The organism is Pseudoalteromonas sp. OOF1S-7 (assembly GCF_022347765.1).
In the GTDB taxonomy this organism is placed as follows: Bacteria; Pseudomonadota; Gammaproteobacteria; order Enterobacterales; family Alteromonadaceae; genus Pseudoalteromonas.
Window position 1 is genome coordinate 40,240 of sequence record NZ_JAKRFZ010000024.1, and the last position, 20,719, is coordinate 60,958.

The 20,719-nt window shown below is 50.8% G+C and carries 17 protein-coding genes; 7 read left to right on the forward strand and 10 right to left on the reverse strand.

The window, feature by feature from the left end; translation table 11 throughout:
- Positions 1–65 precede the first annotated feature (65 nt).
- Together yjjX and yjjG are read left to right on the forward strand one after the other, a co-directional pair.
- Entirely contained in the window at positions 66–599 is a 534-nt protein-coding gene (gene yjjX, locus MHN33_RS22175; RefSeq protein WP_239401456.1) for an inosine/xanthosine triphosphatase, read from the forward strand.
- Entirely contained in the window at positions 596–1,291 is a 696-nt protein-coding gene (gene yjjG / locus MHN33_RS22180; protein ID WP_239401458.1) for a pyrimidine 5'-nucleotidase, read from the forward strand. The genes yjjX and yjjG overlap by 4 nt, the downstream gene beginning before the upstream one ends.
- Before the next feature lie 36 nt (positions 1,292–1,327).
- On the opposite strand, the gene rlmB is transcribed toward yjjG, so the two are convergent.
- The 3 genes from rlmB to MHN33_RS22195 form a co-directional block, all read right to left on the reverse strand.
- A complete protein-coding gene (gene rlmB / locus MHN33_RS22185; protein ID WP_239401460.1) occupies positions 1,328–2,068 on the reverse strand; it encodes a 23S rRNA (guanosine(2251)-2'-O)-methyltransferase RlmB in 741 nt (246 codons plus the stop codon).
- A gap of 2 nt (positions 2,069–2,070) precedes the next feature.
- Positions 2,071–4,557, reverse strand: a complete 2,487-nt coding sequence (rnr, locus tag MHN33_RS22190) for a ribonuclease R (RefSeq protein ID WP_239401462.1) — start codon at positions 4,555–4,557, stop codon at positions 2,071–2,073.
- Positions 4,558–4,641: 84 nt separating this feature from the next.
- Positions 4,642–6,804 carry an ATP-binding protein gene (locus MHN33_RS22195; RefSeq protein ID WP_239401464.1) on the reverse strand — a complete coding sequence of 721 codons (2,163 nt, stop codon included), beginning with the start codon at positions 6,802–6,804 and terminating at the stop codon, positions 4,642–4,644.
- A gap of 246 nt (positions 6,805–7,050) precedes the next feature.
- Between MHN33_RS22195 and MHN33_RS22200 the strand changes: the two genes are divergently transcribed.
- The 3 genes from MHN33_RS22200 (at position 7,051) to MHN33_RS22210 (ending at position 9,971) form a co-directional block, all read left to right on the forward strand.
- A complete protein-coding gene (locus tag MHN33_RS22200; RefSeq protein ID WP_239401466.1) occupies positions 7,051–7,914 on the forward strand; it encodes a DMT family transporter in 864 nt (287 codons plus the stop codon).
- Entirely contained in the window at positions 7,911–8,645 is a 735-nt protein-coding gene (locus MHN33_RS22205; protein WP_239401468.1) for a glycerophosphodiester phosphodiesterase family protein, read from the forward strand. Before MHN33_RS22200 ends, MHN33_RS22205 begins: the two co-directional genes overlap by 4 nt.
- 108 nt (positions 8,646–8,753) lie before the next feature.
- Positions 8,754–9,971 (forward strand): methyl-accepting chemotaxis protein, encoded by a 1,218-nt coding sequence (locus MHN33_RS22210; RefSeq protein WP_239401470.1) that lies wholly within the window; start codon positions 8,754–8,756, stop codon positions 9,969–9,971.
- A gap of 32 nt (positions 9,972–10,003) precedes the next feature.
- Here the strand turns inward: MHN33_RS22210 and epmA are convergent, their stop codons facing one another.
- Together epmA and efp are read right to left on the reverse strand one after the other, a co-directional pair.
- Positions 10,004–11,002 (reverse strand): elongation factor P--(R)-beta-lysine ligase, encoded by a 999-nt coding sequence (epmA, locus tag MHN33_RS22215; RefSeq protein WP_239401472.1) that lies wholly within the window; start codon positions 11,000–11,002, stop codon positions 10,004–10,006.
- A gap of 104 nt (positions 11,003–11,106) precedes the next feature.
- Positions 11,107–11,673: an elongation factor P gene (gene efp / locus MHN33_RS22220; protein ID WP_046004845.1), complete on the reverse strand. Its 567-nt coding sequence runs from the start codon at positions 11,671–11,673 to the stop codon at positions 11,107–11,109.
- Between the two features lie 41 nt (positions 11,674–11,714).
- Between efp and epmB the strand changes: the two genes are divergently transcribed.
- Complete coding sequence (gene epmB / locus MHN33_RS22225; protein WP_239401474.1) at positions 11,715–12,734, forward strand: EF-P beta-lysylation protein EpmB; 1,020 nt, start codon at positions 11,715–11,717, stop codon at positions 12,732–12,734.
- Positions 12,735–12,788: 54 nt separating this feature from the next.
- Here epmB and MHN33_RS22230 read toward each other — a convergent pair whose 3' ends face one another.
- Positions 12,789–12,986, reverse strand: a complete 198-nt coding sequence (locus MHN33_RS22230) for a hypothetical protein (protein ID WP_040644570.1) — start codon at positions 12,984–12,986, stop codon at positions 12,789–12,791.
- A 72-nt stretch (positions 12,987–13,058) separates the two neighbouring features.
- Here MHN33_RS22230 and MHN33_RS22235 point away from each other — a divergent pair, with 72 nt between their 5' ends.
- Positions 13,059–13,352 carry a prephenate dehydrogenase gene (locus MHN33_RS22235; RefSeq protein ID WP_239401476.1) on the forward strand — a complete coding sequence of 98 codons (294 nt, stop codon included), beginning with the start codon at positions 13,059–13,061 and terminating at the stop codon, positions 13,350–13,352.
- 48 nt (positions 13,353–13,400) lie between these two features.
- On the opposite strand, the gene MHN33_RS22240 is transcribed toward MHN33_RS22235, so the two are convergent.
- From MHN33_RS22240 to MHN33_RS22255, 4 genes are all read right to left on the reverse strand, one after another.
- A complete protein-coding gene (locus tag MHN33_RS22240) occupies positions 13,401–13,886 on the reverse strand; it encodes a DUF3016 domain-containing protein (RefSeq protein WP_239401478.1) in 486 nt (161 codons plus the stop codon).
- 158 nt (positions 13,887–14,044) lie between these two features.
- Positions 14,045–17,101, reverse strand: coding sequence for an efflux RND transporter permease subunit (locus tag MHN33_RS22245; RefSeq protein WP_239401480.1), 3,057 nt, complete (start codon positions 17,099–17,101; stop codon positions 14,045–14,047).
- Positions 17,098–18,165 carry an efflux RND transporter periplasmic adaptor subunit gene (locus tag MHN33_RS22250; protein WP_239401482.1) on the reverse strand — a complete coding sequence of 356 codons (1,068 nt, stop codon included), beginning with the start codon at positions 18,163–18,165 and terminating at the stop codon, positions 17,098–17,100. Before MHN33_RS22250 ends, MHN33_RS22245 begins: the two co-directional genes overlap by 4 nt.
- A gap of 302 nt (positions 18,166–18,467) precedes the next feature.
- Positions 18,468–20,378, reverse strand: coding sequence for an FAD-dependent oxidoreductase (locus MHN33_RS22255; RefSeq protein WP_239401484.1), 1,911 nt, complete (start codon positions 20,376–20,378; stop codon positions 18,468–18,470).
- Positions 20,379–20,719: the final 341 nt, after the last annotated feature.

A 20,719-nucleotide genomic window follows, 5' to 3' on the forward strand; every position in this document is an offset into this window, starting at 1 on the left:
ACACTTCATCGCTTGCGACCTGTCAGGCGAAGCCGTTACACTAGCGCTTTTTCAGGGCATCGCGCATGGCAGTTATTAAGGTACTCGTCGGGTCAAAAAACCCGGTCAAAGTTAATGCCGCAAGGCAGATATTCACACAGTATTTTCCGAACAGTGAAATCCTATGCGACGGGCTGCATGCCCCTAGTGGGGTAGCGGACCAGCCTCTGGGCGAAGCTGACACACTACTGGGCGCACAAAACCGCGTGCAATACCTGGCTGACCACCACACAGCCGACTACTACTGTGCAATGGAAGGCGGTGCCCATCAGTTTGCTTATGGCCCCGCCACCTTTGCTTTTGTTGTCATATCCAATGGTCAGCATGAGAGTGTTGGCCGCAGTGCCAACCTGCCACTACCGCAACGGATTTATGATGCGCTGATCGCAGGAGAAGAGCTGGGTCACGTGATGGATCGCCTGTTCAATACCGACAATATTAAACAAAAAGGGGGCGCGATAGGTTTGCTGACTAACCACCTGGCAACCCGGGAAAGCGCCTATACGCAGGCCCTGTTGCTGGCTATGGCCCCTTTTAACCATCCAGAGCTATACGTATGAAATATACCCATATTCTCTTTGATGCCGATGAAACCCTGTTCAGTTTCAACGCTTTTTTAGGCCTAAAGGCCCTGTTTGCCCGTTATAATGTGGAATTTAGCGAAGCCGATAACGCCGAATATCAGCGCATCAACAAACCTTTGTGGGTGCAGTATCAGAACGGCGAAATTGATGCAAAAACCCTCCAGATCACACGCTTTGCATTTTGGTCTGAGCGCCTCAACGTGCCTGCTGAAACCCTCAACCTGGGGTTTCTGGATGCCATGGCCGAGCTCTGTAACCCACTGCCTGGTGCAGCTGAGTTATTACATGTTTTACAAGGCAAAGCCACCCTGGCAATCATCACCAATGGTTTTACCGCCTTGCAGGAGAAACGCCTGGCACACACCGGATTCAAAGATTATTTTCACAGTATTGTGATTTCTGAGCAAGTGGGTGTGGCTAAACCCGATCCCCGCGTCTTTAAGCACGCGCTGTCACTGCTGGACAATCCTGATAAGTCTCGGGTACTGATGGTTGGTGATACACCCGCCAGTGATGTACTGGGTGCCAATCGCTTTGGTATCGACAGCTGCTGGTTACGCCACCCGGGTGCCGAGTGCCCGCCTGAAATCAACCCGACCTACACGGTCGACAACCTCGCGCAGCTCCAGGCCCTGCTTATGAACCCAGACACACAAAAGGCAAGCTAAGCTTGCCTTTTTCATGTCACTGATAGCGACTTCGGGTTATTGATTGTTACGCTGGCGTAATACTTCAAACAAGCAAACTCCGGTGGCCACCGATACATTTAGGCTGGATACCGTGCCCACCATCGGGATTTTCACCAGCACATCGCAATGTTCGCGTGTCAGACGACGCATGCCGTCGCCCTCAGCACCCATCACGATAGCAATTGGGCCGGTCAGACTGGCATCAAACAGCTCCGTGTCGGTTTCACCTGCGGTGCCGACAACCCAGACACCCGCTTCTTTGATGTCCCTGAGCGTACGCGCCAGGTTCGTTACCTGAATAAGCGGGACGGTTTCCGCAGCCCCGCACGCAACTTTTCGGGCCGTGCCGTTGAGCTTGGCAGATTTGTCTTTGGGCACTATCAAAGCGTGTGCACCAGCGGCATCCGCACTGCGTAAGCAGGCACCGAGATTGTGCGGATCCGTCACCCCATCCAGGACCAAAAAGAATGGCGTAGATTCTCGGGCTAAGATCTCATCCAGATCGCGTTCATTGAGTACTCTGGCCGCTTTTACATTGGCAATGATCCCCTGGTGCTGCTCACCATTGGCTTTATTGTCCAGCGCCTTACGCTGCATAAACTGCACAGAGATACCAAACTTACGTGCTTCATTGACGACCGCATTAAGGCGTTTGTCGTCTCGTCCTTTAAGCGCATAGATCTCTAAAAAACGTTCAGGGGTCGTGGCTAAAATGGCCTCAACAGAATGGAAACCAAAAATTAATTCATTACTCAAGGTTAAGCTCCCGCACTAGGTTTGTTTCTTTTACGCGCGTTTTTACCAGGCCGTTTTGCCTTGGCTTTCTTTGCACTTTTCTTGGACTTTTTCTTGCCGGTCGACTTCTCAGCTAGCTTGGCTTTTTTGGCCGTGCCTTTGGGTGTGGTCTTTTTACCCTTTTTCGGCTTTTTGCCTTCGCCGCTAGCCGATTTCACGTCTGTATCGGCTTTGCTATCTTTGCCCGGGATCTTGCCGTCTTTCAGTTGTGCACGGACACTGCTGGCTGTACTGCCTGGCGCCGTTTTGCGACGTCGTCTGGCATAGCGGTCCGGTACGGCTTCTTCCGCCAGCGCCAGATTAATACGCCGCTCATCCAGACTCACGGAGTTTACCACTACGCTCAGTTTATCACCCAGTCTGAACACGCTGCGGCTGTGCTCGCCTACCAGGCAATGTTTGGCACCATCAAAGTGGAAATATTCGTGGCCCAGGTTGCTGACATGGATCATGCCATCAATTTGCAGCTCATCGAGCCTGACAAACAAACCGAAGTTCGTGACCGATGAGATCACTCCGGTAAATTCATCGCCCACGTGATCTTGCATAAATTCACACTTGAGCCAGTCTGCTACTTCACGCGTGGCATCATCGGCACGGCGTTCAGTCATAGAGCACTGCTCACCGAGCTGATCGGCTTCGTCACTTTCATAGACATAAGCACCCGATACCTGTTGCCCCTGCTCGGCCAGGATCCCCTTAATAGCGCGATGCACCACCAGATCCGGATAACGTCGAATAGGTGACGTAAAGTGCGCATAGGCTTTTAAGGCCAGTCCGTAATGACCAATATTGTCGCTCTGATAGACTGCCTGCTTCATCGAGCGCAGCAGCATAGTCTGGATCAGTTCCAGCTCGGGGCGTTCGCCCAAACCACTCAGCGCCTCAGTGATCTCCAGCGGTGTGGGTTCGTGGCCCAGGGTACTTTCGATCCCTAAATCTTGCAGGAATAACCTAAACTGACTGAGCTTTTCCGGATCAGGCTGGTCATGTACCCGGTACAAGGCACTGGCTTCATGTTTTTCCAACAAGCGTGCTGCCGAAACGTTGGCCAGGATCATACATTCTTCGATCAATTTGTGCGCGTCGTTACGGACCACAGGCACAATGGACTCGATCTTACGATGCGCATTGAAAACAAAACGGGTTTCTAAGGTTTCAAATTCAATCGCTCCGCGGGCCTGACGCTCTGACTTCAGCGCCATATACATCTGATGTAATTCACTAATATGCGGGTACAGATCTTGATATTGCTCACGTAATACTTCATCGCCCTGCAACATGGCGTGGACCTTAGTATAAGTCAGTCGGGCATGTGAGTTCATCACCGCTTCGTAAAAGCGATAGCCCGATAAACGGCCAGCTTCGGACACCGTCATTTCGGCCACCATACACAAGCGATCCACCTGAGGGTTCAACGAGCACAAACCATTAGACAAGACTTTAGGCAGCATAGGGACAACCTGCTCAGGGAAGTACACAGAGTTCCCCCGCGAGATGGCTTCTTTATCCAGCGCGCTGCCTTTTGGCACATAATGAGAGACATCCGCAATGGCGACCCATAAACGCCAGCCACCCGACTTTTTGCGCTCACAGTAAACCGCATCATCAAAGTCCCGGGCGTCTTCCCCATCTATGGTAAGCAAAGGCAGCGCGCGTAAATCAACCCGCCCCTGCTTATCCGGTTCGGCGACGAATTCGCCGTGTTCAGAGACCTGATCCAGCACAGCCTGTGGCCATTCATAAGGGATTTCATGGTTGCGCAACGCCACTTCAATTTCCATGCCCGGCGCCATATGATCGCCCAGTACTTCGGTGACTTTGCCCACTGCATTCATTTGCTCACTGGGGCTTTGGGTGATTTCCACCTGCACCATCTGATTGTGACGAGCACCATTTTCGCTGCCAGGTAAGATGATAATATCCTGAGTGAGGCGTGGATCTTCCGGCACCACGACCGCCATACCATGGTCAATAAAAAACCGACCGACCAGCGGAGCACGTTCTTTTTCAAGCACCCGCACAATGCGCGCGTCGACTTTGCCACCAGAGCCACGTGAGCCGGCTTTCGCCAGCACCCAGTCGCCGTGTAATACTCTGTCCATTTGGTACTTAGTGATGAACCAGTCTTTGGCTTCCCCTTCTACTTCCAGAAAGCCAAAGCCATCACGGTGCCCGATCACCCGACCCTTTACCAGGCCATCGTCGGTTGGGATCACGTAGCATTTAAACTTGTTGAAAAATAACTGACCATCGCGTTCCATCGCTCTGAGACGGCGCTTAAAGGCAATCTGCCTTTCGTCTTCAAAGACTTTAAGGTCCTGGCATAACTGATTGAAATTGTTTTTATTATTGCTTTTCTGTATATGGTCAAGAATAAACTCGCGGCTGGGCACCGGGTTGTCGTATTTTTCTTGCTCTCGGCTGAGATAGGGATCCTGTTTAGACATTCACTGAGTATGTAGAGAAGTTATACGACTATTCTAACTCAAATCCTGTCAATGGCCCACCTAACCTTGCGCTTTTTAAAACACTCAGGCATGCATCCGCTGATGACAGGACTGCAGTGCAGAGGCACTTTGCTTGGCAAACTGATGTAAAGCAGACCAGTCGATATCGCGCTCCTGCGCCGCACGCCGCCGGGTCTGATGCAATGCCTGGCGCAATGCATATAACCCCAACTGCTCGACTTCGTGCTCCAGTTGCAGCAGCTTTTCACGCAGCGATTCGTCTGCCTGAATGTCAGCCAACCCACGCAACTGGGCAAATTCATAATCCAGTCGGTCACTGAGATACATCAACCGCGAGGAAAATTCGGAACGTTCAGATGATCCACGCAACTGGCGTTCGACAAAGGCCAGATCCACATAAGCCGCTTCAGTTGCCGCCAGACCACTGTTGTTCTGCTGCACAATATCTTCTAGCGCCTGTCTTAGTATGGTGATGCGTAACGGCTTTTCCAGACAGGTGTAAATTCCCGCCTGCTGATAAGCCTGACGCGCTTGCTGGTCTACATCGCCAGTCAGGGCCATCACTACCGGAGGGTGGGCCAGTCCAAGCTTGGCAAAGCGCGACTGATACCACTCCAGGCCGTGGCCGTCCGGTAAGTGCATGTCCAGCAAAACCACATCAAAGTGACTTTGGGTTAAATGCTGCTCCGCTGCTGCCAGCGTTTCAACCATCTGATAATCAAGCCCCAGGGTATCGAGATATCCGCGCACAACCTCACGGTTAAGGTGGCTATCTTCAATCACCAGGACAGACATATCACCCAGCGTCGTTGGCCTGCTGTCGAGCGCCTCTGACTGCTCGCCCTGCTGCGAGTTGACCTGGATCTCAAAGAAAAACTCGCTGCCCTGATCCGGGACACTTTCGACTTCCAGGTCAACTCCCATGTTTTCCAGCAATTGTTTACACAAGGCCAGACCCACCCCGGCGCTATCTGCGATGGCGCGTGGCGAACCAAATGTGACAAAGGGCTCAAAGACCTTTTGCTGCTGAATACGGCTTAAGCCAATACCGGTATCTTTGACGGCAATTCGCAGTTGATGACGGCTGGGGTTCAGTGCATAACCATAGACGATCAACTCCACTTCACCGCGCTCCGTGTATTTAATCGCATTGGATAACAGATTTTTAATCACCAGCGTAAAGGGGTCTTTGTCAATCATGACCTGCAGATTGGTATCAATGCCTTGCATTGTCAGCGACAGTTGTAGGTGCTTTTTCTCAGCAAGGGGTCTGAAGAAGGTGATTTGCTCTTTAAGATGGGTGGCGAGGTTAACCGGTTCAACTATGGTATTAGGCACAGCGCCACGTGCTTGTAACAAGATCTGATTGGCCAGATCCGACATCGACATGGCTGTGGCGATTATTACATCACAAAACTGCCCATGCTGCTGTGGCTCTCTCGGGGCCCGTTTGAGTAACTCTGCATGACCAACAATGGCGTTCAAAGGGGTTCTGAGTTCATGGCTAAGCAGGGTCAGCGAGCGCTCTTTGTGTTGTGCGGCGAGTTCAGCACGATGACGCAACTCATGGAGCTCTTTTTCCCGTCGCCCGCTACACAGTAAGCACAAAGAGAAACACAAAATCAAGGGCATCACAATGACAGAAACGGAGAAAAACTGATTAACCCAGTTGTTGGTGGTCAGGCTGTCGTGCTGAGTGTAATGATGCAGCATCAGCAGGCGTACGGTAAACACGATAAACAGGCAAACACAGGCCAGGGAAAACGTCCAGTGTGCGGGCGAAAAGCTCTGCCACTGGCGTCGCTGGCCAAGCCATAAAGCGCGCAGACATAAGAGCATACCCAGTGCCCAGCCCAGATAGTTTAAAATCACTCTGGCGATAAAGTTAGCGTCAATGTAGGTGTAATATATGTAGCCGGGGAAAAATACGCCCGCCAGTAACACCCAGGGCCAGATAAGTCTTGGTACCGAAAAAAATTCCTCACTACCGCGGCTTAAACAATACAGGCCAATAAAGATCAGACTATTTGAAATAAAAATGGTCCAGGTCACAGACAGTGAAAAAGAGGCAATGAAAATACAGCCAAACGCAGTACAGACAGAAAAACCAGCCCATAACCGGGTCCCGAGCAGACGGCGATGGATAAACCAGTTGACCAGCATAAACAGCGCGCACACGCACGACGTCAAAGCCAGGATCTGTAAAAGTTGTTTCGGATCGCCCATACCGCATCAAACATCGTCAAAAAGAACTACTAGTATAGTATTAATTTTGTGCTACCTGGAAGCAAAATCTAATCCATCCGACATTACACGGGATTACACTTCATACTTTTGTCTTGAAATTACCTCACCAGATCATGCCAGCTTATCCGAATGGATGGATATCTCATGATCGCAAAGTGCCTATCATAATACTTTAGCAACCCTCAGTTACCGTGATAAGCTAATGAAAAACAAGCCGAGTTCGCCATGCGCCCGGAACAATCCTCTCTCGTTAATTTACATCTGGCTGTGCTGCTATTTGGCGGTACGGCGTTATTCTCCAAACTCATTTCCCTGTCTGCACTCGATATCACGGTCTATCGTACTGCCATCGCATTTGTTACCTTAACCTGCATTTTGAAATTCAAAGGCAGTGTATTCAAACTCAACGCCCGCAAAGACTATGGCGTGGTGTTCATACTGGGTGTCTGCGTTGGACTGCACTGGGTGACCTACTTTGCCGCCATGCAAATGGCCGGCATTGCCGTGGGCGTAATCGCCTTTTTTACTTACCCGGTGATCACTGTGCTACTGGAGCCGCTCTTTTTCCACAGTAAGCTCAAGCGCAAAGATGTCTTTACAGCGCTCGTCGTCATGTTCGGTATTTATTTACTGGTGCCCACCAGCGATCCTGGCAATCAAATTACGCTGGGAATAATGACCGGGGTGATTTCAGGCGCTTTATTTGCGCTGAGAAACTTGCTGCAAAAGAAGTTGTTTTCCAGCTATGGCGGGCCACACACTATGTTTTATCAAACTCTGGTAGCCAGCCTGATGCTCTGCGCCTTTGTAGAGGTGCCACCAACAGAGTTAAGCGCAGAAAACCTCATGCTGATTGTCCTGGCTGGCTGTGTATTTACCGCCATCCCGCATGCCTTATTTGCGTCCAGTTTACGTTACTTATCAGCCACCACCGCAGGGCTGATTTCTTGCTTGCAGCCCTTGTACGCAACTGTATTGGCTTATATGCTGTTGGCAGAAACCATCACTCTAACCACCCTGGCAGGGGGCGTCCTGGTTGTCAGTGCTGCCTGCTATGAAACGTGGTCGATCACAAGGAACAAGCTATGATCCAGGTTTATGCACACCGAGGTGCCAGTGGAAACTATCCGGAAAACTCGCTCAGCGCCATTAAAGCGGCACTGGAAGTGGGCGTCGATGGCATAGAACTCGATGTGCAAAGTTGCCTGGATGATTACGCCATTATCCATGATACCTGGCTGGACCGAACCACCAACGGCCGGGGTAAAGTTAATGAAACCTCTCGTGCGGCACTGACCCAGCTTAAGCTCAGCAATAACGAGTCTGTGCCTACACTGCAACAGGTACTGGATACCATAGGTCAGCAAACGACGATTAATCTGGAGCTCAAGCATACCTTCAGCCTGGACAAGTTTGTTGCAACCATAGAAGAGAATGTGCAGCGTGGCACAATTGCCAGACATCAGCTGTTACTGTCTTCTTTTGATCACCACCAGCTGTTGTGGCTCAAACAAAAACTCCCCTGGGTAAGGATCGGTGCGCTCACAGCCTCAATTCCGCTCACTTTTGCCCAGTTTGCCCAACAGCTCCACGCCGAGAGTATTCATATGGACAAGAACTTCATTAACCACGAATTTGTTCAGGATGCCAAGCAGCGCGGCCTTAAAGTTCTGGCTTATACCGTCGATAAGGCTAAAGACATTGAATTAATGTTAGATTATGGGGTAGACGGCATATTCAGTAATTACCCCTGTTACGCCAAAATGGTGGTGCAACAACAGCTAAACCAGACGTCTGCGGCTAAGCAGGGAAGCAAGTAGCTCACCGGATTATGCCGCTGACCAAAATAAATTGCTTAACCTGTAAACAGTTGCACCTGCCGGGTTTACTCTATACTGTATGCTAAACGGCACAGTGAAGAGCCTAATATGAGTTTGTACATGCGCATCTATAATTTGATCGAAGAATCTTTGTTCTTCACCCTGACTCGCAAGATTTTTGGTAATCTGGGGTTTTTGTTAGTTTTCCAAATCATTACTTTACTGTGGCTACACAGTGAGCTGGCCGAACAAAGTGGCACTACCAGCGTGTTCTGGTTGTTGGCACTGGTGTCGGTGGGTGCCTTTATCTTCACCTTCTTTTATATGCGCTACCTGATCGTGCGCCCTGTGCAGGCCATGCGAGACACACTGGAGCAAATTAACCGTCAGGACGGCGACCTCGATGCCAGGCTGCCGCAGTTCACCTATGATGAGTTTCGCGACCTCAGCGAGCAATACAACACCTTTACTCAGCACCTCAGCGAACTACTGGCTGCTACCTACCAAAGCGCCGAAGCGGCTAACCGCAGCAACCAACAGGTAACCGACTCAATGAAGCAAACGGCTCTACTGGGCGGCCAACAAATCGATCAGGGCGATACCATTATCGCCGCCAGCGATCAGGTCACACACAGCTTGCAAAGCATAGTACACAACACCGATCAGGTTTATCAGGCCAATACGGAAAGCCTGCATTTTGTTCGAGGCTCATCACAGTCACTGGCAACCCTGGTCAAAGAGGTGCAGCAAATTACCCATCTGCTGGGCAGCTTTTCATCCACCGTGGCCGGACTCAAAGAAAACAGTGAGAACATCCGCAGTATATTGAAAATGGTTGAAGAGTTTTCCGATCAAACCAACCTGCTGGCACTCAATGCTGCCATCGAGGCGGCGCGAGCTGGGGAAGCGGGGCGTGGCTTTGCCGTGGTCGCAGATGAAGTTCGCAATCTGTCGGTCAAGGTGAATGACGCCACCCGGCAGATCAGTGACTTTATTAATCAGATGGATGTGCTGGTCGGTGAAACCCATCAGGAGTCAGAGCAGCTGATAGACCACTCCAGCTCTGCCGAGCAGGCCATTCGCACCACATCACAGGGTTTTGCTGATATGTCTGAAGACTTTGAACGTAATCAGTCGCAACTGGAAGAGATTGTCAGTGCCGTCCATCAGCTCGAATCCACTCAGCAACACACGCACGAGTCAGTACAACGTATTGTTGAGCTGGGACAATCCGCCAAAGCACAGATCGATACCGCTCTGGCGGACTGTCAGGATGCACAGCAGCGCTCCACCAGAACACAGCAAGAACTCAAGCGTTTTGTATAGGGCCTGCAAAGGCCCCTCCAGCTTAGTCTGGCCTATGCTCTGTCAACATCAAATGCAATCACCTCTTTGAGCTGGGTTTTACCAGTTGCCAGCATGACCAGGCGATCGACGCCCAGCGCCACCCCGGCACACGCAGGTAGTCCTTGCGCCAGCGCCGCCAGAAAGCGTGGGTCTTTTGCCACAGGTGCCAGACCCATTGCTGCACGCAACGCGTTATCTTCATCAAAACGCGCGCTCTGCTCAACCTCATCTGTTAACTCATTGAAACCATTGGCCAGCTCCATACCTCGGTAATAGAGTTCAAACCGTCCTGCCACTCTGGGATCCGCGGCGTTGAGCTGTGCCAGCGCAGCCTGGGAGGCCGGAAAATGATAAACAAAGCACGGTGCCTGCTGACCAATCAGAGGCTCAATTTCCATACAGAACAACAATTGCAGTAGCGTATCGCGGTGTTGTTCCTGCTCTGCAATATGGCCGTGGCCGCGCAGCGATGCCAGCTGTCTTAATTCATCCATAGAAGCGCTCAGCGGATCCAAGCCCAGGTGCGTGATAAAGGCCTGCTGATAACTCAGTGAATCGGCTTCAGGGCAGCCCAGGATTGCCTGCATTAAGTCGTTCACTTCCGCCATCAGCGCAAATTCATCAAACCCGGGTCGATACCACTCCAGCATGGTGAATTCGGGGTTATGATGTCGGCCTGATTCTTCATTGCGAAACGCCTTACCAATCTGGTAAATCGCGCCACTGCCGGCAGCCAGCAGCCGCTTCATGGCAAATTCCGGTGAGGTTTGCAGATACAATGGCGTACCGCTGGCATGACCCGGTCCGACAAATGTGGTTGAGAAGGTGGCAAGATGAACGTCCGTCACTGAGGCTTGTGCCAGACTCGGGGTTTCGACTTCAAGGACTTCTCGTGCGGCAAAAAAGGCACGAATTTTAGCGAGGATAGCGGCACGCTGACGCAGGGTCTCGATACTGGCACTCGGTGCCCAAACAATATCAGACGTTCCACCAGATGCTGAATGACTCATAATAACTCCGGACAAAAAAATCCCGGTCGGGACCGGGATTTACAGGTGACTTGTCGATGCAGACTCACTTAATCACAAGCGAGATAGCAACAAAGCGTACAGGCTTACTTAACACGACTCACGTATTCGCCGCTGCGCGTATCTACTTTGATCACTTCACCGATTTGTACGAACAAAGGAACACGTACCACAGCGCCCGTGCTCAGCGTCGCAGGTTTACCTCCGGTGCCTGCTGTATCGCCTTTCAGGCCTGGATCTGTTTCAGTGATCTCCAGCTCAACGAAGTTAGGCGGCGTCACAGCAATTGGACTGCCGTTCCACAATGTGATGGTACACACATCGTTTTCAACCAACCACTTCACGCTATCGCCCAGTGCTTTTTCATCTGCCGCGATTTGCTCGAAGGTTTCGTTGTTCATAAAGTGCCAGAACTCACCATCTGTGTACAGGTAAGCCAGATCGGTGTCCATGACGTCTGCACCTTCAACCGATTCACCAGACTTAAAAGTTTTCTCTAAAACTTTACCTGAGATCAGCTTACGGATCTTAACACGGTTAAACGCCTGGCCCTTACCGGGCTTGACCACTTCATTTTCCAGGATGGAGCAAGGCTCTCCATCGATCATAATTTTTAGGCCGCCCTTGAATTCGTTGGTGCTATAATTCGCCATCGTATCCTCTAATCTTTGTATTTCGAGTAATAAACCCGCTAATGATACAAATAAATGAAGTAAATTTGCATACTAACTGGCAAAAAGAATTGGCGAATGTGGTCACCAGTGCAGACGAGCTGCTTAAACTGGTGGGCCTGGAGGGCCACTTCAGTGAGCAAGACCTGGCCGCTAAGCGATTGTTTCCGCTCAGAGTTCCACGTCCCTTTATCGCAAAAATGCGTTATGGAGATGCCCGGGATCCCTTGCTGCTTCAGGTGCTGCCTCAGCATCAGGAATTCTTAGCCAAAGCCGGTTTTCACAAAGATCCCCTCGACGAACAGCAGGCAGCGCTGCCCGGACTGCTGCACAAGTACCGCTCCCGCGTGTTGTTGATGCTCAAAACCGGCTGCGCCGTGAACTGTCGTTATTGTTTTCGTCGTCATTTTCCTTATCAGGACAACCAGCTCAATAAACGTTCTTTACAGACCGTATTCGACTATCTGAGCGCACATCCTGAGATCAATGAGGTCATTTTGAGTGGCGGCGATCCTCTGATGGCCAAAGATGATATGCTGGCCTGGCTGCTTGAACACCTGGAAGCCATTCCACATCTCAGACGCCTTAGAGTGCACACACGCTTACCTGTGGTGATCCCGGCACGAATCACCGACGGCTTATGCGAGACGCTCAGCAGAAGCCGGTTAAAACCGGTTCTGGTAAATCACATTAATCATGCCAATGAAATCGATACACACTTTACAGCGGCAATGCAAAAGCTCAAACGTGCGGGCGTGATGCTGTTAAATCAGGCGGTATTGCTCAAAGGGATTAATGATAGCCTGGCGGCTCAACAGGCGCTAAGCGAAGCGCTGTTTGACGCTGATGTACTGCCTTACTACCTGCACTTGCTAGATAAAGTAGAGGGAGCGAGCCATTTTGACGTTGCAGAACAAGAGGCTATTACACTGATGCATGGACTACTGGATACCTTGCCCGGCTTTTTGGTGCCTAAGCTGGTCAGAGAAATCGGCGGCCAACCAAGTAAGACGCCGATTGATTTGGGACTGAGCCCGACCTGATACCACACACAAGCCAGGGCTTGCGAATTCAGGTTAGGCACAGCATATCAATGCCTACACGTAGACGTTGATATTATTGCCCATAGTGGCCGTGGTTGACTTTGCTGGAGCTGAATTACCAGCAGACTCAATTAGGGCCAGGGCGGCTTGTCCATCTGCTTTTTGCTGTTTTTTGGCTAGCTGCGCGCTCATTACTTCGCCGCTTTGCCCTGTCCCAGACATAGCAGGTAGGTTACTTCCGGATATATTCATAAGCTTATACCTGACAAGATTGATGGATCCAAGTACAATATCGGCCAGTTCCCGTAAGTCTTTAGGAAAAATATGCAAGCCGTTATCGAAAAGCTGAATGAAAATCTAAAACTTGTTTACCGTCAAGCACTTGATGCCGATAAAAAATTAGACGAACTGCAGCAGCAAGGTCACGGAAAATTCCAGGCATTGTTTGCTGAAGACGCCGGGTTTGATTTTGCTGCTAAGCGTTTTAAGCCTTATGTGCTGGACGTCGCGGCGGATGTCGAAGCACTCAGCCAGACTGAACAACTAGACGAAGCACAACTTAAAAAAGCGGTTTTTAAGCTCCAGCAGCTTATCCAGTTACTCGCCACATTTAAGTAAAGCGCAGCAAAACCACTGGCCGGGTGAGCCAACCCGGCGATGCCGCAATTACCCTTTCACTTTGTCAGCAATTTCTTCTTTGTACCAAGTGCTTAACAGCCGTTTATCATAGTAGAACTCACTGTCTCGCCCGGTTCTCACTCGGTCCATAAACGACAGATCTTTGAGCACCTTCTCCTGCGCCTGCGCCACAACCGCACCATTGTTGTCGGTGAGCGTGTAGCTGATTTTCAGACGCGGGAAGAAAATGGGTTTAACAACCCGGATGTCGTGCATGTTAAAGCGCACATCACCCGCCAGGTCTATATCTTCAAAAGTGATATTCAGCTGATAACCCTCGGGTGTCTGTGTCATCAACTTGCTCAGGTGCTTTTCAAGCTGCGAGGCCACCCGTTTGTGGTAACCCGCTTTGCTTTCATTGGCCGGCACCACATCGCGATAATCATTAAAGTCGCGCCAGGTGACATTGGCTTCGCCGGCCTGCGCAGCCAATGGACTCAGGCAAAGCAACGCTATTGCATGTAAAAGTTTCATGGTGTTCTCCTCACGATTGCCAACCCATCTGTGATCGATGTTAGATATCGACCCTTAAATACTGTGCATTTTTTGCTGAACGCGCAATGAAAGGTAACATTTAACGACAATTTGATACCAATCCACTGATTTTGGCGGACTGGTATCCTTCATCCGTGTTACGACTTAACCGAAATGCGATACAGCAACGCATATAAGACGGGCACAACGCCTAATGTCAGTATAGTTGAAAACAACAAGCCGCCCATAATGGCCAGCGCCATGGGCTCCCACATCTCTCCCCCACCCAGATAGAGCGGCACCAGTCCCAGAACCGTGGTTGCGGTAGTAAGCAAAATAGGCCGCATGCGTTGCTGGGCGGCCTGGATAATGGCCAGTACCGCATCTTCTCCCTGCTCCAGTTCATATTTGATCCGCTCCAGTAACACAATGGCGTTGTTAATCACGATGCCCGCCAGTGAGATGATCCCCAGTAAAGTCATAAAGCCAAAAAATGACTGCCCGACCAGCAACCCGGCAACCACCCCGATAAAACCCAGCGGCACAGTGGTCAGGACAATGGCCGATTTACGTAACGAATTAAATTGGCCAACCAACAGGATCACAATAATGAAGATGGCAATGGGCATTTTCTCGGCGATAGACTGATTGGCTTTGCCAGAAGACTCAGCCTCGCCGCCCAGTTCATAGCTGTAACCAAACGGCCAGCTTTTCTGTTGCTCCTCAAGCCAGGGTTTGAGCTTAGAAAAGCCTTCATCGGCGGTGATGCCATCCAGCTGAGCACCCACAGTCACGGATTTGAGACGGTCTCGCCTGAGGATCTGCGCGTTTTCCCACACTACTTCAATATCCGCCACTTGCTTCAGTGGCACCGACTTACCCGAGGCCTGTGAGTACACCACCATAGCTTCGAGCTTACCAATATCCTGTCTGTCAGCGGCCACCGAACGCAGGGTAACCGGAATAAGCTCATCGCCCTCGCGATACCGAGTTAGTTCCAGCCCACTCAACCCCGTTTGCAAAGAGCTGGCAATGTCTTTACTGGATACACCGGCGCGGCGCGCGCGGGTCTGGTTAATTTTGATCTGCAGCTTCTTAATCGGCAAGCCCCAGTCATCACTCACCGCCTTCAACCCCGGCGTGTTGCGCATTTGTGCTTTGAGTTGATTGACCAGTCCAGTCAGCACATCAATATCACTGCCAGATAAACGCACCTCAACCGGGTTGTCGATCGGTGAGCCATTTTCAATTTTTCGTTGCTTAATCAGTAAGTCGGGATGCCGCTGCAGCGCATAGGTCTCAATTTTTGCCATCAGTTCATCGATATGACGATAGGAGGTGGTCGACACTATCATCAGTGCGTAGTTTGAACTGGTCGGCTCCGGGGTATGCGTCAGCAGGAATCTGGGTCCTCCGTTGCCCACATAGGTGACCCAGTTGGTTACGCCTTTATCACGCGACTCGTTGACCTTCAACTCGCGCTGTAAAAAGGCTTCCATATCCTTGACCATGGCTTCGGTGGCACTCAGACGCGTGCCAACTGGCAGCTCCAGCTCAACTTTAAAGTAATCCCTGTCAGAGGGTGGGAAAAACAACTTAGGCACCAGCTGCAAGCCCTGCAATGCGAGGACAAACATCAACACACATCCGGCGAGAGTCATCCAGCGGTGCTTGATAAGCCCCATCAGAATGTTTTTATAAACCAGATACACGCCCGCATCGTAATTAGCAGCCTCGGATTTTACCCGGGTGAACAGCACACACAGCATAGGGATCATAGTCATTGCCAGTAACCAGGAACACAACAAGGTAATGGTCACGACCTTAAACAAAGAGGCGGTATATTCCCCGGTGGCGGATTCTGCCAGGAAAATAGGCAAAAACGCCGCGCCTGTGGTCAGCGAAGACACCAGTAGGGGCACTTTAAGCTCATCTGCCGAGTCTACCGCGGCCTCGACCGCCGACTTGCCGCGCTCCATCTGCACCATAATACTTTCCGACATCACAATGCCGTTATCCACCAGCATGCCCAGTGCAATGATCAGTGCGGCCAGAGAGATCTGATCTATGCTGATATCAAAAAACGACATCGCCAGTATGCCAAACACCATACTCATGGGGATCAGGCTGGCCACAATCAAACCGGTTCGCAGCCCTAAGCTGAATAGCATCACCAGGGTCACCACCAGCACCGCCTGAACCAGGTTAGAGACAAAATCATCTACCTTTTGCTCAACCTCTCGGGGCAAAAAGGACAGTAACTCAAAGTCCACACCAATCGGATACACAGACTCCAGATAATGTATGGCATCGAGCACCTGTTCACCCAGTAACAGGTTATTGCCCCCCTGGCGCATAGAAATGGCGATCGTCATACCGCGCTCATCCGCAACCCGCACCTTTACTTTGGCCGGATCAACATAATCACGGTACACCCTGGCAATGTCACTGAGCAGGATCACCTGCTCCGACCCAGCAATATTAATGATAGTGCCGGCAATGTCTTCCACCGATTCAAAATTACCACTTGGCTCCAGCGCCAGTGTTTCATCTTCAATAAAAATGGAGCCGCCCGGGTTAACAATATTGCGCGCGGCCAGCTGATCTTTAAGTTGCCCCGGTGAAATGCCCAGAGATGCTAGCTTGGCATTTTCAAACTCAATAAAAACACGCTGCTCCTGGGCACCAAAGATCTCCACTTTGGCCGCTTCAGGCAACCTGAGTAACTCATCTCTGACCTGCTCGGCCACTTCTTCCATTTCGCGGTAGGTATAGCCCTCGGCAGTCAGCCCGATGACAACACCAAACACATCGCCAAACTCGTCATTCACTATGGGCTTTTGCGCATCGCTGGGCAGGTCGCTTTCCACGGTTTCAATCTTACGGCGCAGGTTGTCCCAGATGGGCCGCATTTCTTTGTAGCTTTCTTTAATATTGACACTGACGATTGAGACCCCGGTTTTCGAGGTGCTTTTCACAAAATCCAGTTCCGGAATTTGTTGTACGACCTTTTCAATTTTGTCCGTGACCAGCTCTTCGACCCGTTGCGGGCTCGCACCGGGAAAGTAAGTCACCACCTGTGCCGTTCTGATGATAAAACCCGGGTCATAATCCTTGGGCATCTTGTTAAACGCCACGATGCCGAAAAACAGTAAGGCAAAGATCAAAACCCAGGTGGTGCGATTATTCTCTAATGCAATTCGGGTGATGTTCACTCACGACCTCCCTGGAATTTCACAACCTGTTGCTCAGTCACCTTGCTCATGCCTGCCGTGACCACGTGCGTGCCAGCCGTCACCCCGGAGATCACAGGGAACCCGAGCGAAGACACTTCTCCTATTTGTACCGGCGTTTTCGCTATTTTACCTTTACCGTCACCGATTGATGTAACCGTCCACACATAGTGGCCTTTATCGTCTTTTAGCACCGTTGACAGAGGCAAATAAAGGCGAGACTGGGTTTCACTTGGTGCACTGGCCATCACTTTGGCGGTCATCCCTGGCAAAATGTTATAGCCCGGAGGAGGCAACATACCCAGCGTCACCTCGTAGGTTTTTGTCACTTCATCAGCCTGGGTGCTCACCTCAACAAACGTCAGCTCAAAGCGCTTGCCTTCAATCGCTGCAAATTCTGCAAACACCTGTTTTGGCGTGTCTTTGCTGACGTGGATCATAATACTTTCCGGCACATTTACTTTCAGGTTAATGTGTTCTATGTCCTGTAAGGTCGCCACCACCTGCTTAGCCTGTACTTCTTCAAATTGTTCAACGTGTGTACGTGCAACAATCCCCGAGAACGAAGCCTTTAATTGAGTGTAGTCCAGATTATTTCTGGCATTGGCCAGTCTGGTTTTGGCACTGGCAAACTGAGACTTCAGCAAGTCATAATCCGACTGACTGATGGTGCCGGTGACAATCAGCTGCTTGCCTCGCTCAAAGTCGGCTTCGGCTTTTTCAAATGCCGCTTGTGCTTCTTCCAGCGCCAGCTTGTAATCGGTGTCATCGAGTTTTGCAATCACATCCCCCTTGCTAACTTCCTGACCTTGTTTCACATTCAGGTGGGCCAGTTCACCAGAAACTTTAAACGACAGATCGGCGGTGCTAGCCGCATCGACCACCGCCGGAAACTCCTGCAGCGGTCCGAAGTTATTGACGCTGAGCTCAATGGTTCTGACTGGTCGCAACTGTGGCGCTTTCTCAACTGACGTCTGTGGCTCAGAGCACGCAGACAAACCTGTCGCCATGACGACAACTAACAGGAAGGTGTGCTTTCTTATCATAGGTGATCACCGCTATATCGTTTTTGATTTACTGATTATTGTGTCTGCACTGAATACATCAACTGCACGCAAGAGCCTGATCTAACGTCTAAAATGATGTATTCAAATAAGGGATTAAAGGCTCTTTTAAAAATAGCAGCCTTTTGGGTTTATGTGGCAACAAATGTCAGGAATAGTTCCGCCCATCAGATTTTTATGATTGATCAGAGCACAAATAAGAAGTGGAACTGCCCGTCCCACTTCTTCAGGTTCAAAACCCGCTCACATCATTGCCTGCACCTAGATGCGCTCGGGTATCGCGGTTAAACGCCTTCCACAATCAGGCGCGTATCTGGCAGACAAGATAAGTGCGGAATCGCCAGATCCGGGCGTTCCATCCGGTTTAGCGCATTGAGTGCCGCTGCAATAGCCCCTTCCTGCCAGCCGGGCAAAGAGGACAACTGATCACCCACAATAAAGAAGTTAGGCTGAGTTTCGCTGCCATCCGTCGCTTTCACTGCGCTCCCCTGAGCCAGCATATTAAAGTGATGCACAGCCTGATCGCCTACCACATGCCACTGCGCCCAGCCACCTTTGATATAAGGCATATTCTGCCAGGCAATTGCCAAACCATGCTCCAGACCCTCACCAAATGCCTGACCGAACAACTTTGCGCCATCACGCGCTTTGTCCAGGCGCGCCTGGACTGGCAACCGGCCCCATTCATAAGCGATTTCAGAGAAGTTATAGGCCCCGGTGAGTACGCCTTTTTGGTCATGGTAGGCGGTGGAGGGGTACCAAATTTGGGTAACATCGTTGTCTGTCCAGGAGATACCACCAAAGATAGGCACTACGCCAATTTCCGAATCAGGCACACTCAAAATATCAACATTTGTACAGTCATCATGGACTTCTTTGACCTGACTGCCCTGCCATAAGTAGCGGTCGGCCTGCCAGCCTACCTTGGTGGTACAGGCCAGGAACTTGGCTTTATAGCCACCATGATCATCGACAAACTGAGACTGATACACGGCCTGTAATGCTGATTTAAAATCGCTGTTGAGGCCCACCTGGCTGGTCGGGTCCTGAAGCGTCTCTGACAGGATCTCTTTTAAGAAAGGAATGGCCAGGTTACAAAAACAATAATCAGCATAAACAACGTCAAGGTCCTCGGTACCCAGTTTCGCTATAGAGATTGCGAACTGCTGGCGGGATGTATCCCAGTCAATACGCTTCACCGGGCTGTTGAGCAAGATAGTCCCGCCCAGCTCCGCTACATGCTGGGCAAACGCATGCTGTACCTGATCCATGCCTCCTACGGGCTGAAATAAGGTCGCCTGCCAGAGGAAATCTACAGGCTGGTAAAAGCGTGTTTTATCCCAAAATTCCGACGCCAGCAGGCTATCGAAGCTCAATGGTTCTGCAATTGTACCAGCATCAACACCCGGCAGTTCAGTATAGCCAGCACGGGAACGGCCATTCTCCAATCCATCTTCCCCGGCTGTCACAACGTATTTGCCGACGTTGGGGCCGCTGGGTACCAGCTCACCGAAGCTGATCATCAACTCCTTAAGCTGCTCGGCGCGACTCTGCACATCCCGGTCAGTCACACCACATTCCGTGGTTTTAATCAGCTGCTCGGCATTCTCAAACACCATCTGAGCAAGCCAGCCCCGGGTATTGTGGTCAAGGCGCCGATAGACCAATGGTAAACCAGAAAAGCTGTCCGACATCTGTACCAGGTTCGATTCACTGTTCATCACATAGACTTCAACATCCACACTGAACTGTTTCAGATATGACAACAGACGTTTATGGCTAGATGGAATGCGGCCTGGACCAGCATTCAGATAGGGTTCTGCGTCACCTTGTGGCCGGTCAAAACGCACCACCTGAGGCTGGCCTGGCTTGGAGTTAAATAGCTGGCTGTCAACATCTTCGATTAAGGTGTCACCGGTACGCAGGCTCAAACAACGCCCCCCGGTGCGGTTTTGTGCTTCGAGCACCGTCACTTCCATGCCCGACTGTTGCGCCAATAACTCATAGGCTGTCGTCAGACCGGACACACCGGCGCCAATGATCACGGCTTTCTTACCCTGATACTTGTTCTTAGTCAGAGTTACCGGCCCCGGCGTGACTTTGAGTTGCTGATTGGTCGCATCATCCAGCGCGGCATGCGCCCTGGCTTTAGGATGTTGCTGAAAAAAACGTGCGCGTGATTGGTGTTCTGCCATGAGTTGCTCCTTAAAAAACACCGCCCCCTGCCAGCTCGTTTACTGTGGTTAACTGGTACACATTAAAAATGCGCACAATGGCATAACACATAGAGCCAGCCTGGTGGCCTGGGATAATAAACTGTCCCTACTACCAGCTGACTCCAGTAAGGTTTACCGCCCGTATCGCAGAGTACTATCTGTGGTACAAACAAGGCGCGATATCAGGCTCTGTAACTCTAGCTCAGTCACGCATATTCTGCCTGTTCAATAGGCTAATATATCCCGGGTTATCACGAGACAAACGGGTGCCTGCTGCACCTTTCCAACGCATCATCATTTAATCAAAATACTCAACAGTT